The sequence below is a fragment of the Pseudobutyrivibrio ruminis HUN009 genome (genome assembly GCF_000703005.1).
Lineage (GTDB): Bacteria > Bacillota > Clostridia > Lachnospirales > Lachnospiraceae > Pseudobutyrivibrio > Pseudobutyrivibrio ruminis_A.
Genome location: NZ_JNLH01000001.1, coordinates 2,271,950 through 2,286,944 on the forward strand (window position 1 = coordinate 2,271,950; position 14,995 = coordinate 2,286,944).

14 protein-coding genes are annotated in these 14,995 nt (G+C 37.2%); 2 read left to right on the top strand and 12 right to left on the bottom strand.

What is annotated here, in order from left to right:
- Positions 1–102 precede the first annotated feature (102 nt).
- Positions 103–408 carry an AzlD domain-containing protein gene (locus BO15_RS0110290; RefSeq protein ID WP_033154240.1) on the bottom strand — a complete coding sequence of 102 codons (306 nt, stop codon included), beginning with the start codon at positions 406–408 and terminating at the stop codon, positions 103–105.
- The gene (locus BO15_RS0110295; RefSeq protein ID WP_033154241.1) at positions 401–1,132 is read right to left on the bottom strand and encodes an AzlC family ABC transporter permease; all 732 of its coding nucleotides are present in this window, start codon (positions 1,130–1,132) and stop codon (positions 401–403) included. The genes BO15_RS0110290 and BO15_RS0110295 overlap by 8 nt, the downstream gene beginning before the upstream one ends.
- Positions 1,133–1,210: 78 nt before the next feature.
- Here BO15_RS0110295 and BO15_RS0110300 point away from each other — a divergent pair, with 78 nt between their 5' ends.
- Positions 1,211–2,020, top strand: a complete 810-nt coding sequence (locus BO15_RS0110300) for a hypothetical protein (RefSeq protein ID WP_033154242.1) — start codon at positions 1,211–1,213, stop codon at positions 2,018–2,020.
- Between the two features lie 23 nt (positions 2,021–2,043).
- Here the strand turns inward: BO15_RS0110300 and ilvC are convergent, their stop codons facing one another.
- The 3 genes from ilvC to BO15_RS13305 form a co-directional block, all read right to left on the bottom strand.
- On the bottom strand, positions 2,044–3,072 hold the full coding sequence (ilvC, locus tag BO15_RS0110305; protein ID WP_033154243.1) for a ketol-acid reductoisomerase: 1,029 nt from the start codon (positions 3,070–3,072) through the stop codon (positions 2,044–2,046).
- 13 nt (positions 3,073–3,085) lie between these two features.
- Positions 3,086–3,586, bottom strand: coding sequence for an acetolactate synthase small subunit (gene ilvN / locus BO15_RS0110310; RefSeq protein WP_033154244.1), 501 nt, complete (start codon positions 3,584–3,586; stop codon positions 3,086–3,088).
- Positions 3,587–3,705: 119 nt separating this feature from the next.
- On the bottom strand, positions 3,706–4,362 hold the full coding sequence (locus BO15_RS13305; protein WP_052169887.1) for a 4'-phosphopantetheinyl transferase family protein: 657 nt from the start codon (positions 4,360–4,362) through the stop codon (positions 3,706–3,708).
- A gap of 89 nt (positions 4,363–4,451) precedes the next feature.
- Here BO15_RS13305 and BO15_RS0110320 point away from each other — a divergent pair, with 89 nt between their 5' ends.
- Positions 4,452–5,606, top strand: coding sequence for a glycosyltransferase (locus BO15_RS0110320; RefSeq protein ID WP_033154245.1), 1,155 nt, complete (start codon positions 4,452–4,454; stop codon positions 5,604–5,606).
- On the opposite strand, the gene BO15_RS0110325 is transcribed toward BO15_RS0110320, so the two are convergent.
- The 7 genes from BO15_RS0110325 to BO15_RS0110350 form a co-directional block, all read right to left on the bottom strand.
- Entirely contained in the window at positions 5,603–6,580 is a 978-nt protein-coding gene (locus BO15_RS0110325; protein WP_033154246.1) for an aldolase catalytic domain-containing protein, read from the bottom strand. The two genes, BO15_RS0110320 and BO15_RS0110325, sit on opposite strands and share 4 nt — an antisense overlap.
- Positions 6,581–6,689: 109 nt before the next feature.
- Positions 6,690–8,498, bottom strand: coding sequence for a methyl-accepting chemotaxis protein (locus tag BO15_RS0110330; protein WP_033154247.1), 1,809 nt, complete (start codon positions 8,496–8,498; stop codon positions 6,690–6,692).
- A 177-nt stretch (positions 8,499–8,675) separates the two neighbouring features.
- The gene (locus tag BO15_RS0110335) at positions 8,676–10,532 is read right to left on the bottom strand and encodes a methyl-accepting chemotaxis protein (protein ID WP_033154248.1); all 1,857 of its coding nucleotides are present in this window, start codon (positions 10,530–10,532) and stop codon (positions 8,676–8,678) included.
- Between the two features lie 175 nt (positions 10,533–10,707).
- Positions 10,708–11,718 (bottom strand): GGGtGRT protein, encoded by a 1,011-nt coding sequence (locus tag BO15_RS0110340; RefSeq protein ID WP_033154249.1) that lies wholly within the window; start codon positions 11,716–11,718, stop codon positions 10,708–10,710.
- Positions 11,719–11,739: 21 nt separating this feature from the next.
- Positions 11,740–12,432 carry an iron-sulfur cluster assembly scaffold protein gene (locus BO15_RS0110345; protein ID WP_033154250.1) on the bottom strand — a complete coding sequence of 231 codons (693 nt, stop codon included), beginning with the start codon at positions 12,430–12,432 and terminating at the stop codon, positions 11,740–11,742.
- Between the two features lie 159 nt (positions 12,433–12,591).
- On the bottom strand, positions 12,592–13,347 hold the full coding sequence (locus BO15_RS13310; protein WP_052169888.1) for a TPM domain-containing protein: 756 nt from the start codon (positions 13,345–13,347) through the stop codon (positions 12,592–12,594).
- Positions 13,334–14,986, bottom strand: a complete 1,653-nt coding sequence (locus tag BO15_RS0110350; RefSeq protein WP_157752341.1) for a hypothetical protein — start codon at positions 14,984–14,986, stop codon at positions 13,334–13,336. Before BO15_RS0110350 ends, BO15_RS13310 begins: the two co-directional genes overlap by 14 nt.
- Positions 14,987–14,995 lie beyond the last annotated feature (9 nt).

The window sequence follows — 14,995 nt, forward strand, 5'->3', positions numbered from 1 at the left end:
AGAAAATTCTATTTATAATCTTTGAAATTCTACACTACAAATTGTACAAAATAAGAAAAACAAGCACTAAGGCTTGTTTTCTTATAATACAAATTCTTTATTTTAAGCTAATACCAATTCACATACGAATACAACAATGCAGCAAAGTGCTGCTACTTTAAACAGGCTTTGATTAAACCAGGCAGCTATAACTCCCACAATCAATGCAATTATTCCAGCAAGCTTTACCTGTGTTGCATCAATGATTGCTGGAAATGTCATAACTGCAAGAGTCACATAAGGAACATAATATAAAAAAGAACGAATGAATCGATTCTTTATTTGTTTTCTAAAAACTGTGACTGGCAAAATACGTATAAACGTACTAACAACGGCAGCCACTAATATATAAATATAAGTTCTAGTCATCATCTTCCTCCATTGGATGCGGAAATAGTATTGCAGCTACAGCAGCAATTACAACAGTAAGAATAATAGTTTTTGTTCCAGCTGATATGGATGCAAAAACTTCTAATCTAGATGCTAAATAGCTAAGAACAAAGCTTATTATAATAAACACTGCCACTATTCTGTGTTTTCTGGCTTCCGGCATAATGCAAGCTAAAAACATTCCATACAAAGCAACAGAAAATGCACTAACCACTCTAAGAGGCATCAACTCTCCTGCAACAATTCCACATGAAGTTCCAAGAGCCCAGCAGGGAACTGCTATTGCACAAGCGCCATAATTATAGATTGGATTGATAAAACCAGGTCTGTTAATGGTTATAGCAAAAATCTCATCAGTGACACTAAATCCCACTAGCATTCTATGAATCAAAGGGGTTTTAGGATCAAACTTTTGACTTAAGGCCGTAGACATCAGTAGATATCTGGCATTGACGACTAAAGTCATAATTGCCATTTCCACAAAACCAGCTCCAGCAGCCACTACCGTATATACGGCATATTCACCTGCACTAGCACGATTTAAGAATGAATTAATAAAACCCTGCAGTGGAGTGAAATGAGCGGTTCTAGCAAGAATTCCAAGAGAAAAAGCAACAGCAAAATATCCTAGTCCGATAGGAAAACCATCTCTCACTCCTTCTCTAAATACTGTTAAATTCGAATTAGTTTTTTTCAAATTCATATTATTCCTTTATTTCACCAATTTTTTAAACTTTTTTCTTCTCAAAAGTGTAAAATAATATACATAGGAGGATTTTATATGAAACCTGGCGTATATCAAGCCACTAAAAAAGACGGAACAGTCTATTATCGTGGCAACATCACTTACAACGGAAAACACATCAGCATCGGTAGTTTTTCTACAGAAGCTAAATGCAACAAAGCTTACAACGAAGCTTGGAATATACTAAAAAATGATGATATAACCATCTTGAATATACAAAGCAAAATCAAAGAGCTTCCCTTTGATAAGTGCATCACTCTAATTAATTTTAGAGATAATCATATTTATATCAAAACTCCAATATATCTTCAGAGAAATTATTTTCTATATTATTTAGATAAAACAACTATCTTGAAATTCGATAACGATGACCTCTTCTATTATTCAAGTCATAAGATTCAGTATCGCGGAGGCCACATGTTTGTCAGTGATTATGGAATGCAGTACAACATTCTAGGCCGTTATGGCATCAAGCCTTACAGTGTTAAAGGTAAGGACTTTCTCTTCGCCAATGGTGACGAAACTGATTTCAGATATTCAAACATTATAGTTGTAAATAAATATCACGGCGTATACCGCGAGGAAAAAGGCGGAAAGGTAATTTATGCAGCTAAGATTCATCTTAACGGAGATTTTATTGTAGGCCGTTATAATAGCGAAGCAAAAGCTGCTATAGCCTACAACAAGGCTGTAGATTTATGCAAAGCCCGCGGTATGAAAAAAGCATTTCCTACCAACTTTATATCTGAATATTCCCCTCGTGAATATGCCGACATATACACCGAAATCAAAATATCATCTCATCTGTATAAATTCTTTCATAATAAAAACTTCCGCGAGGCTTAGGCCTCGCGGTTTATTTTTTTATATTAGTTGTTGATGAACTTGTCTTCCTCATTATTCCATGAGTAAAGGCTACGAACCTGCTCACCAACTTTTTCTACTGGATGCTCAGCAGCAAGCTTTCTCATTGCCTGGAAGTGAACCTGACGACCAGCTGGTGACATATCAAGAAGGAATTCCTTAGCAAATGTACCATCCTGAATATCAGAAAGAATCTGCTTCATTGCCTTCTTTGTATCCTCTGTAATAATCTTTGGTCCAGTGATGTAATCACCGTACTCAGCTGTATTTGAAATAGAATATCTCATTCCAGCAAAGCCTGACTGATAGATAAGATCAACGATAAGCTTCATTTCGTGTACACACTCGAAGTATGCATTTCTTGGATCGTATCCAGCCTCAACAAGAGTCTCGAAACCAGCCTGCATAAGAGCACAAACACCACCACAAAGTACTGCCTGCTCACCAAAGAGGTCTGTCTCTGTCTCTGTTCTGAATGTTGTCTCAAGAATACCAGCACGAGCTCCACCGATACCAGCACCATAAGCAAGTGCAAGATCAAGAGCTTTTCCTGTAGCATCCTGGTATACAGCAACAAGACAAGGAGTTCCCTTACCCGCCTGGTACTCAGAACGTACTGTGTGACCTGGAGCCTTAGGTGCAATCATAGTAACATCAACATCTGCTGGTGGCTTGATGCATCCAAAGTGAATGTTGAAACCATGAGCGAACATAAGCATGTTGCCAGCCTCAAGGTTTGGCTCGATGTCAGCCTTGTACATATCAGCCTGCTTCTCATCGTTGATAAGAATCATAATAATATCAGCTTTCTTTGCTGCTTCTGCAGCTGTATATACTGTAAGGCCCTGCTTTTCAGCCTTTGCCCAAGACTTTGAACCTTCGTAAAGACCAATAATGACGTCGCATCCGCTTTCCTTAAGGTTAAGAGCGTGTGCGTGACCCTGGCTACCATAACCAATAATAGCTATTGTCTTACCCTTCAATAATGAGAGATTACAATCTTCTTGGTAATAAATCTTTGCTTCCTGTGACATTCTTTTATCCTCCTTATAATATAACTACATCCTCTGAGCCACGGCTAAGACCAGTAACACCGGTGCGAGCAAGCTCTAAGATGTCGTAGTCTCCAAGCATATCCAAAAATGCTTCCAATTTGTCCTGGTTGCCTGTAAGCTCAAGAATCATAGAATCGTGAGTAACATCAACAACCTTTCCTTTGAAGATTTCAACGATAGTGAGAACATCCTGTCTCTCGTCATTTCTAACAGAAATCTTAACAAGCATAAGCTCTCTCTTTACAGAAGTGCCATGCTCCAAAACCTTGAGATCAACAACCTCTGTAAGCTTTGACACCTGCTTTTCAATCTGTTCCAATATCATTTCATCACCATGTGTGACAATAGTCACACGTGTGTATCTAGGATCAGCAGTGACACCCGCTGAGAAACTGTCGATATTGTATCCCCTTCTTGAAAATAAGCCTGAAATGCGGCTTGTAAGACCTGGTGTGTTTTCTACTAAAATAGAAAGAACTTTTTTAGACTCCATAATGCTCTCCTAAAAATAAAATCTCGTTTGCACTTTAATGCTTTGAAGTACGAAACTATTACAAATTCTATCACAAACAATTTATATGTCAACCAAAAAGATTTCAGAATTTAGTAAATTTAGTAATACTTTCCATCGTATGGGTTATACAGTCCCATTTGAATAGGTTGTCTCTTATCTTCGTAACACAAAGTAATATAATAATCTCTAAATTCAAATCCCTGTTTGGTCCAGTAAGTATTTCCCTTTTCAAAATCGCAATACTCACTAAAATCTATCCACTGAAGGACCTGCATAAGTGGTCTATCCATCATTTTGCAGGTAGCCTCTTTAAAAGTCCAAACCTCAGTAAATTTTTTGTTCACCTCAGTTTTCTTTAAAGATTCAAGATACTCTAAATCAGCCTTTGTAAAAAAGCGTTCAACTAAATCCTTATCGTATGGACGGATTCGTTCAACATCTATTCCAACAGGCTTATCTGAAATTGCCGCTACTGCAAAAAAATTAGAATGTGAAATACTAAAATCTACATTTTTCGGCTGTATAAAAATGGGTTTTCCTTGAGAAGTTGATGAATAGACATATGGTCTTTCAATGTGATTTTCCCATAGAAGTTTTTCTAATAGATGGGCAGCACCTAATCTCTCACATTTGCCCTTTAAGGTCTTAGCCTCGTCAACATGCTCTCTCCTTTGGGGACTAATCATGCTGTACACTTCATCAAATATGAACGGATTCTGTAATGGCTCACAATTATATGCTGCTGCTTTAATCATATTCTCCCCCTTTAACGTATACATAAAGTATAACATAGTGGAAATTAAATATGATAAAATATTTGTGAACTATTCTTATAGGGGGCTATATGAAATTCTTAATTTTTGAGATGAAAACTGTATGCTACAATTCTTACCTTTACTTTGGGGACGCATTAGGCAAAGCCCTTACAGATAAGGGACATACAGTAGAATACTTTAAAGTAGATGAAGACGCCTTAGATGATTTAGAAAACTATGTAGGAGCCAAATACGATGCACTTATCGATTTCAATTCTGATTTACCTCGTGCACTTATGGATGATGATTCCTATTTTCTAGATCATGTTGATGCGCCTTTTTTTGATGTCATTTTGGATCACCCTCTATATCATCATGATTCACTAAAGCATAAGCTTAGCAATTTCAATGTAGTTTGCCTAGATTCAAAGCACAAGGACTATATTTTAAAATACTATCCTCATATCAAATCCGTCACTGTAACGCCAATGACTGGCGAATTGGCCTTTGGGAATGACGCAATTAACTGGGATGGCTACGTTGAACGTCCATACGATATTCTATTATCAGGCACCTATACAGATCCTACCAGACTAGAAGCAGCCATCCATAAGATTCCTGATTTTCTGGCACATAACGTATACGAACTGATTGACATGATGCTAGCAGACAGCACCCTTACTATAGAGGACGCTGTTGAAACTCTGGCAAGAAATGAAATATATGACTACATCAATTCAGATTTACCATTACACACTCAATCTTTCTATTTAGCTGACGCTTATGTGCGCTGTATAAACAGAAAGAATCTGGTATTAGAATTAGATAAATGTAGTCACAACTTCCATATATTTGGAGCACTTTGGGAAGAGCTAGATTTAAAACACGCCACACTTCATCGTGAGATTCCATTCAATCTTACATTTACCGTTTTTTCCAAGGCTAAAATATCTGTAAATATTATGCCTAATTTTAAAGCAGGTAGCCACGACCGAGTATTCTCAGGCCAGCTTAATGGAGCTGTTTCACTCACAGACCCTACCACCTTACTTTTATCAGAATACCAGCATGATAAAAACATTCTCTTCTACGACTTAAATCACATGGATGATATTTCTTCAATGGTAGATAGACATCTGGATAAGCCTGATGAGCTGAAAAAAATAGCCCAAGGCGGATTTAATATCGCAAATGCGAATCACACCTGGGCTAATATTGCAACTTTAATTTTAAAAAATCTTTAATCCAAATTAAGCATTTCCTGGTAGAAAGCGAAGTAATCCTTTCTACCTTCTTTTGTAAATTGGATAGCTGTTCTAGGATGCTGATTTAAAAGACCAGTTGTAAGGTATTGCATATCATATCCCCATACAACGCCCTGCTCCTTTAATGGCATCATATAGTCCTCTACAAACTTAATTGCATATCTCTCCTTATATTTTGGATTCTTAAGGAAGCCAAGAAGAAGCTCCATAGCACAGTTTCCTGCACCACGTCCCATACTACAATATGTAGCGTCCAAATAATCTACATTGTCACCAACAGCCTCTATCGTATTTGCGAATGCAAGCTTCTGATTATCATGTGCATGCATTCCCACCTTTTTGCCATACTTAGACGCAATTTCATAGTACATATCAGCAATACGCTCTGTCTGCTCTGGATATAGAGAGCCGTAGCTATCTACAATATAAATGCATGAAATAGGTGTCTGACAAACAATATCAAGGGCTGACTTGATATCCTCCATTGAGGCTGTAGAAATAGCCATAATATTACAAGTAGTCTCGTAACCTTTCTTATATGCATCCTCAATCATCTGTACTGCCCCAGGAAGCTGATGAAGATATGTTGCAACACGAATAAGATCCACAGGGCTTTCTGCCTTAGGATGAATATCCTCCTTGTAATTGCAACGGCCAACATCCGCCATGATTGCAAGCTTCAAATCAGTATTGTTGTCCCCAACAATCTTTCTAATATACTCATCAGATGAAAACTTCCATGGGCCAAAAGAATTCTCATCGAACTGCTCTTTATCAGCACGATAGCCCATTTCCATATAGTCAACTCCAGCCTTTACATTTGTAAGATAAAGAGCTTTAGCAAATTCATCTGTGAAATAAAAATCATTTACAAGGCCTCCATCGCGAAGTGTAGCATCCACTACTCGTACGCTTTCCCTTACTTCCAAAAGCTTTGAAATTTCCTTTTTCATCTGTCCATCCTCCAGTTACTTTAGTGATTAAAAGTGGTAAAGTAAATTATAAACGTATCTGACCAAAAAAACAAGCCTATTGCAGATTATCTCCGCAATAGGCAAATAATTATACTACTTCGAATTTCATAGCGCTTTCATTAAGCTGCTTGGTAACAATACTGTTTTTATCCATATCATCATTAATGCCCTGGATTTCACTAACAATATCAGTAGCTGCTGTAGCAGACATATTTATCGCCATTGAGCTTTCCTGAATAGAATCTCCAATTGTAAGAATCTTTGCAGACATTTCATCCATAACTTCGTTAAGATTATTTGTCTTATCCGAAAATGCAGCAAGCATTTCTTCAATCATAGTGGCTGTGTTTTCAAACTTATCACCAGTCTCTACAAATGCATCGTAATCACGTAAAACATTTTCATTAATAAACTGGATAACCTGAACCGCATTGTCTGACAATGCTTGAACTGCTGTAGTAACTTTCTCAGAGATTTCCTGAATATTTCCAGCTGTGTCTCTAGAGTTTGCAGCCAGCTTACTGATTTCGTCTGCTACTACCGCAAAACCTCTACCAGCTTCACCAGCACGAGCAGCTTCAATAGAAGCATTAAGTGCAAGTAAGTTTGTCTGACTAGCAATATCAAGAATATCGTTAGTCAAATCGCTAATCTGATTAACCTGCTCTGATTCTTTAACAGATTCTTCAAGGACACATGAAAGCTCTTCAATTTTGCTGCCCGTATTAGCTTTCTTGCTATTAGCTTCTTTTTTGATTTCATCAGCCTGAAGCTTAATCTCATTAGCTTTTTCTGAGCCTGTTTGTGATTCCTCACTAATAGCTGCAGTAGCTTTCTTAGCGATCTTAAGTTTGTCCTCTAAATCTACAGTTGAGAATGTAATTGTTTCCATAGAAGCAACCAATTCTTCCATGGCTGCAGAAGTATTTGTAACATTGTTGCTAGCACTCTGAAGCTTTCCAACCATGCTATCTGCAGAAGTCTTCAAAACATTTGCGCCAAATTTTACATCCTTAATTACATTCTGTAATGTCTCCATAAACTGGTTAATATTGTCAGAAATAAGACTAAGCTCAGTCTTTGTATTTGTATTAAGACGAGCTGTCAAATCACCTCTTCCATTATCAATATTGCTGATAATCTCCTGAAGCTCACTTGACATTTTCATAATTGTTTTATTCACTCTTACATATGTAAGAACAAACGAAACAACAATTAATACAATTACAAGAGCCATTATAATATAGAATCCAACAGATACTTCTCTTACATAACTATCTAAGTAAGTACCGAATCCTGATTGTAATTGAACAATACCATCATTTACTGCATTTAATGATTCGTTAATTTCGTCCAATTCAGTACCATAATCTCCAAATACAAATTTAACAGCACCTGGAATATCCTGTTTTATAATACAATTTCTAATTTTATCTACTGCTGCTAAATAAGACTCGACATTCTCTCTGTTTGTCGATATAAGCTGTGCACCACCATCTAATTGACTAACTAATAAGCAATCATCCAAATAATTCAAATGAGAATCTATATCAGAAATATAATTGTCCATAACCTCAAAATCTGATTCAGTTATTCTCGTCCCCGACTCTGCCTGTCCTAAATATCTATTAATCTCTGCTGAAATATGAATTACATCTGCTTTCAACTCATAAGCTTCTGTTGCGCATTGAAGCTGACTTTCACATGCCAGTGTTGCCTGTGATTTTAATTTGTATAGTGCAAAGATTGCGGAAAATGCACATATAATAAATGCGACAAAAATCAATAGATTTACTAGAATTGTTTGAAATTTGATTGAGTAAACTAGATTGCTGCCCCCTTTCTTTTCCTCTTTAAAGGAAATATTCTCACCCATTAGTTCTTTTTTCTTTTTCATATTGCCTTCATCCTTTTAGTAATTATATTTTTGCACAGCAATCGTATTCTACACCATTATTCAGAATTATGGAACTAGCAGCACAATAAATATATTGGGTTTTATAGTATTTTTTTAAGATATAAAAAGAGCCCTATAGATTACATCTATAGAGCTCTAATATTAAATTCTAAAAGCCTAAACTATCTCAAATTTTTGAGTACTTGAATTTAATTGCTTTGTAACATCATTATTTTGATCCATAGCTTCATTGATGCCCTGGATTTCACCAACGATTTCCGTAGCAGCCTGAGCGCTCATACCAATAGCATTAGAGCTTTCATTTACAGAATTAGAAATTGTCTCAATTCTATCAGCCATCTCATTCATTACATTGTTTAGATTATCTGCCTTGTCTGAGAATGTAGCCAACATTTCATCAATCATTGTAGCTGTATCTTCAAATTTCGATCCAGTTTCTACGAAGGCATCATAATCAGCCAAAACATTTTCATTGATGAATTCAATAACTTGAACCGCATTATCTGAAAGTGTTTTAACAGCCGCTGTAACCTTAGCAGAAATTTCCTGAATATTTCCAGCTGTATCTCTTGAGTTTGCTGCAAGTTTACTAATCTCATCAGCTACAACAGCGAATCCCTTTCCAGCCTCACCAGCTCTGGCAGCTTCGATAGATGCATTAAGAGCAAGCAAGTTTGTCTGGCTGGCAATGTCCAGAATCTCGTTTGTCAAATCACCAATTTGGTTGACCTGCTCAGATTCTTTTACAGAAACCTCGAGAACTCTAGATAACTCTTCCATCTTAGCTCCAGTGTTATCCTTCTTCTCAGTTGCTTCTTTCTTGATTTCATCAGCTGCCATTTTGATCTCATTTGCTTTAGAAGCGCCTTCTTTTGCCTCGGCATCTATAGCATTCGTAGCCTCTCTAACTTCAAATACCTTGTCATTTAAATCAATTGCTGTAGTAGAAACATTCTCCATTGACGCTGCCAACTCTTCCATTGCTGCTGAAGTATTAGTGACATTATCAGATGCACTTTGAATCTTAACAACCATACTGTCTGAAGATGTACTAAGAACGCTAGCGCCCTCTTTAACATCCTTAATAACACCTTGAAGTGTTCCAAGAAACTCATTGATTCCATCAGATATCATAGCTAGTTCAGTTTTTGTCTTCGTATTAATACGAGCTGTTAAGTCTCCTTTTCCTCTATTGATATTATTTATAATTGATTGTAATTCATAAGAAATACCAAGAATAGTTTTGTTAATTCTAATAAATGAAAGCAGGAAGCTAACTATAATAAGAACCACAACTATTCCCATTACAAAGTAGCCCTTCATTGATACTTGCGAAATGTAGCTATCTAAATATCCTGAAAAACCTTCACTCAATGAAGTAATAGCAGCATCTACAGCATCAAGTGATGCATAAGCAGTCTCCAAATTGGTACCATATTCAGTTGAAACATATCCAATAGCTCCAGCCATATCCGAAGCTGCTATATATCCCTTTAATGTTTCAGCAGATGATGCAAAAGCTTCTGTATTTGTTCTTAAATCCGCAACTATTTGCTCACCATCTGATACATTACTAACTATTATTGATGATTCCATATAAGTAAGATGATTTTCTAAGTCATCTATATATGAGTTCATATCATCAAATTCTGAAGCACTCATTATATTGCCTGCTTCACATTGACCTAAAGTGCGATTTATTTCTGCAGATATATGTATAATATCCTGTCTTAATTGAGCTGATTCCTCAGCACATATCAACTCATTCTCACTTGCCACTAAAGCTTGTGACTTCACACTTTGCATTGCAGTATTTGATATTATCGCATATACGATAAATGCAACTAATATTACTACATTAACAATAATATTTTGAAATGTAATTGATTGGAAAAAATTGCCTTTATTGTGTTCCGCAATCTTTACTACTCCTGCAAGGTTTTCCTTTTGCTCTTCTGAAAGATTTTGGTCTAATCTCTCTCTAATAGCCTCTTTTCTTTCTTCTCTGCCCATAGAACTACCCCCTATATAAATAAACGTCCATTAATTCTCTTAAAATATTATAGTATGAATTTTATAATGTGTAATACAATGCACAAAAAAAACATATTATTTTAAAATATTCATCAAAAAAGAGCCCTTAGGCAAAACCTAAGAGCTCTTTAATATAACGCTACGCTCGATTTAATTAAAATTTACCAGCAGTAGCAGCTTCCTCAACAGAAACAGCAACAGCAACTGTTGCACCTACCATTGGGTTGTTACCCATACCGATAAGACCCATCATCTCAACGTGTGCAGGAACTGAAGATGAACCAGCGAACTGAGCATCTGAGTGCATACGTCCAAGAGTATCTGTCATACCGTATGAAGCAGGACCTGCTGCCATGTTATCTGGGTGAAGTGTACGTCCTGTACCACCGCCTGAAGCAACTGAGAAGTACTTCTTGCCGAGTTCAACGCACTCCTTCTTGTATGTACCAGCTACTGGATGCTGGAAACGTGTTGGGTTTGTAGAGTTACCTGTGATAGATACACCTACGTTCTCATGATGCATGATAGCAACACCTTCCTGAACATCATCAGCGCCGTAGCACTTAACTGTAGCACGAAGACCATTTGAGTATGCCTTCTCTGATACAATGTTAAGCTTAGCTTCCTTGTAATCGTACTTTGTCTCAACATATGTGAAACCATTGATACGAGAAATAATCTGAGCAGCATCCTTTCCAAGACCGTTAAGGATTACTCTAAGAGGCTTCTTACGAACCTTGTTAGCCTTCTCAGCGATACCGATAGCACCTTCAGCAGCAGCGAATGACTCGTGACCTGCTAAGAAACAGAAGCACTCTGTCTCCTCCTCAAGGAGCATCTTTCCAAGGTTACCATGTCCAAGACCAACCTTACGGTGATCAGCAACAGAACCTGGAATACAGAAAGACTGAAGTCCCTCTCCGATTGCTGCAGCTGCATCAGCAGCCTTGCGGCAATTCTTCTTAATAGCGATTGCAGCACCTACAGTGTAAGCCCAGCAAGCGTTCTCGAAGCAGATAGGCTGAATCTTCTTTACCTGCTCGTATACATCAAGACCTGCGTCCTTAGTAATCTTCTCAGCTTCTTCGATTGAGCTGATACCATACTTATTAAGAACTGCGTTAATCTGATCAATTCTTCTCTCATATGATTCAAATAAAGCCATTTTTGTTTCTCCTTTCCTATATTATTCCTGACGTGGATCGATAATCTTTGCAGCATCGTCAACACGACCGTACTGGCCCTTTGCCTTTTCCCATGCTGTGTTAGGATCATCACCCTTCTTAATGAAGTCTGTCATCTTTCCAAGAGAAACAAACTGATATCCGATAACTTCGTTATCATCATCAAGTGCGATACCTGTTACATAGCCTTCAGCCATTTCAAGGTAACGAACACCCTTTTCCTTTGTTGCGTACATTGTACCAACCTGTGAACGAAGACCCTTTCCAAGATCCTCAAGACCAGCACCGATTGCAAGTCCGTCATCAGAGAATGCAGACTGTGTACGTCCGTAAACGATCTGAAGGAAAAGCTCTCTCATAGCTGTGTTGATAGCGTCGCAAACAAGGTCTGTATTAAGAGCCTCAAGGATTGTCTTTCCCTGAAGAATCTCTGCAGCCATAGCTGCTGAATGTGTCATACCTGAGCAACCAATTGTCTCAACAAGTGCTTCCTCGATAACACCATTCTTAACATTTAAAGATAATTTGCAGGCCCCCTGCTGTGGAGCACACCAGCCAACACCGTGTGTGAAACCGCTAATATCAGAAATCTGCTTAGCGTGTACCCATTTTCCCTCTTCAGGGATAGGAGCTGGTTCATGCTTTGCGCCCTTTGCTACAGGACACATGTTTTCTACTTCTTTTGTGTAAATCATTGTAGAACTCCTTTCTATAATTCCATTAATATACTGCTACCTACATTAATGACCTAATTATATAAACGCATAGAAACGCGTTATTGATTACATTTTCTCACTTTCTGTGGTTTTAGTAAAGTATTCTTTTGTATTTTCGTTAAAAAATTATCTAAATATTTAGAAGCTGTGACCTCCACCTGAATGGCCACCGCCACCACCGCCGGAAAAGCCACCGCCACCGCCAGAAAAGCCACCTCCACCACCGTGGTATGTGCTTCCAGCTGATGCAATTCTTCTACGAGTTGTATTTAGTACAGTAGATGTTCCTGCAATGGAAGCTCCAATTAGAAGCATTTCTGCAGGAGTAAATGTCTGAACCCTTGCTCTCTCTCTTACTGCTTTTAAGAAAACAAATAAGAATCCAAGAATTATAGAAACTAGCGCTGTAACTATAAGTCTCATTGGTCTAAGGATCATTCCATCATTAATCAATGTATTGCACTGCTCAAAAACAGCATAAATGCATTCGTAGTACTCTCCATTTGACGCATATCTATAAACATTATCTGTAATATCATATGCATCTGCACTTTTTATCTCGTATTGGGCCTTTCCATATCCTGATAAGTACAACTCTCTGTTGTGCATATCAATCAAAAATGCAACACCATCTTCTCTAGAATTATAATTCTGTGTATAGAAGTCAAAAAGAATAGAATCCTCACTCTGACGATAGTTATACTCATCAGTAGTTGCTACAACATAATTGTAGCTACTATCCAAAGAATCCAGATATTCTTCTAGCTCATCATATTCATCATCGCTAAGCAAATAAGCATCATCGATAATAGTTACATTTGATTTAGCCTCAGCACGAATTGGAAGTAAGAGACATACAACGAATAAGAATATAAAATATTTAGCCTTTCGCATTTTCAAGCTTACCTCCCTTCTTCAAAAACTGTGGTGATGGACGTGTTGCAAGTCTGTTGTACTCTCTAACAGTACAGTCAATAGTAAAGACGATAATCGCAAACACGATAGCTAAAGCTATGTAATAAATAATATCGTTTGGAAGGTTGATTATTCTAATAAGAATTGCTGCAATCCATCCTAAAGTACCAAGTAAAAGAACTGTCTTCTGCCCCTTTTTAACAGCATTAAAGCCTTTAATAATGAACACAAGACTAGAAATATACATAGCTAACATGAGAATAACATTGAGCACATTCGCAACCGCTCTTCCATTCTCAATAACATAAAGTATACCTGCTATGATAAATGCATATCCGCCCTTTAAAAGCAAAAATATAACAACGGCACCAGCACCGGAAAGTGCTGCCTTTGTTGACGATTTAGTAATCTTCTTTTTCGCTTTCTTTTTAATTGGCTTAATATTTTTGCTGGTAACAATATCCTTGCTGCCAAAATATCCCTTATCATCAAGATGATTGTCACGTCTATAGACACCATCTGCAATCTTTGCACCATAGTAAGCTATAAATGAAGAAACAAGTGCAGCAAACCCACAAAGATTCTTTATGCGATAAGTGAAGCTAAAAGTCAAGCTCAGCACAAAAAGAACTAAAAATATAACAATAGAAGCAGCAATTGCAGTGGCATACATCTTTCTTTTATCGATAGGCATATCAGAATAAACAGCACCTGAAGCGCCATTGATTACAGAATATGAAACTCTATCATAATTACGTGTAGTCATGAAATAGACAGGAAGATATGCTCCTTCACATCCCTTATATTGTAGCTTCGAAGCAACATCATTATGAATTCGTTCATCTTCTCTGCTAGTCAAATCATATCCATCTGCTTTAGCTTTAACTTTGTTACAAAGTGAGTTCTTAGCCTCCTCTAATGCATCCTCAACATAGATTTCCTTATCAACAGTAGAATTTTCAACGAAAAATCCTGCCAAAAAGTTTGGATTAAACTTTTCCAATTCATTAAGTGGAAATGGATTAATTGAACCAGAAACATTGTCATCGAATGTCTGTGATGCATCAAATGGAACCTTCATATCATCCACGTCAACTCTAACATTAAACTGGGTTTCTTTTGTAACTTCATAATCTCCACTTGTAGATGTTTTTTTACCAACAAATGAAACATCACCATCTGACGAATAATCATAGAGATAATATGGAGTATAAAGTCCAACAAGCTTGTCAATATTGTCATCGATATTTAATCCATCAGGAACAAAATGAATATGTTTAACTTCCTCTAGATATTTTTCACGAGCTTCCTTTTTTGTGAGATTAAAAGGAAGAATATATTTAGGAACACCACTTTTAGAAAAGTGCTCCTGCATAGTAGTCTGAGTACCGCAGTATGGACAAAACTCCATACCATCGTTATCTATTACCTGAATTTCCCCAGCACAATTAGGACAGGTATAAATTGTAGTATTTATACCTGCCTCATTTTCAATATCATTACCTTTGTATGCTCTTGGATCTGTATACTGACCGCAAGAGCTACAAAGCATTTGCATACGTTCTGGCGAAAACTTCAGTTGCCCTCCACAACTTGGGCAAGGGAACATTGTAGCCATTTTCCAACT

Excerpts from the sequence above, each read along its gene's own strand:
- BO15_RS13305 (WP_052169887.1), bottom strand. The coding sequence starts at position 4,362 with ATGATTAAAGCAGCAGCATATAATTGTGAGCCATTACAGAATCCGTTC.
- BO15_RS0110295 (WP_033154241.1), bottom strand. The coding sequence starts at position 1,132 with ATGAATTTGAAAAAAACTAATTCGAATTTAACAGTATTTAGAGAAGGA.
- BO15_RS0110330 (WP_033154247.1), bottom strand. The coding sequence starts at position 8,498 with ATGAAAAAGAAAAAAGAACTAATGGGTGAGAATATTTCCTTTAAAGAG.
- BO15_RS0110300 (WP_033154242.1), top strand. The coding sequence starts at position 1,211 with ATGAAACCTGGCGTATATCAAGCCACTAAAAAAGACGGAACAGTCTAT.
- ilvC (WP_033154243.1), bottom strand. The coding sequence starts at position 3,072 with ATGTCACAGGAAGCAAAGATTTATTACCAAGAAGATTGTAATCTCTCA.
- BO15_RS0110320 (WP_033154245.1), top strand. The coding sequence starts at position 4,452 with ATGAAATTCTTAATTTTTGAGATGAAAACTGTATGCTACAATTCTTAC.
- BO15_RS0110350 (WP_157752341.1), bottom strand. The coding sequence starts at position 14,986 with ATGGCTACAATGTTCCCTTGCCCAAGTTGTGGAGGGCAACTGAAGTTT.
- BO15_RS0110345 (WP_033154250.1), bottom strand. The coding sequence starts at position 12,432 with ATGATTTACACAAAAGAAGTAGAAAACATGTGTCCTGTAGCAAAGGGC.
- BO15_RS0110340 (WP_033154249.1), bottom strand. The coding sequence starts at position 11,718 with ATGGCTTTATTTGAATCATATGAGAGAAGAATTGATCAGATTAACGCA.
- BO15_RS0110325 (WP_033154246.1), bottom strand. The coding sequence starts at position 6,580 with ATGAAAAAGGAAATTTCAAAGCTTTTGGAAGTAAGGGAAAGCGTACGA.
- BO15_RS13310 (WP_052169888.1), bottom strand. The coding sequence starts at position 13,347 with ATGCGAAAGGCTAAATATTTTATATTCTTATTCGTTGTATGTCTCTTA.
- ilvN (WP_033154244.1), bottom strand. The coding sequence starts at position 3,586 with ATGGAGTCTAAAAAAGTTCTTTCTATTTTAGTAGAAAACACACCAGGT.
- BO15_RS0110290 (WP_033154240.1), bottom strand. The coding sequence starts at position 408 with ATGACTAGAACTTATATTTATATATTAGTGGCTGCCGTTGTTAGTACG.
- BO15_RS0110335 (WP_033154248.1), bottom strand. The coding sequence starts at position 10,532 with ATGGGCAGAGAAGAAAGAAAAGAGGCTATTAGAGAGAGATTAGACCAA.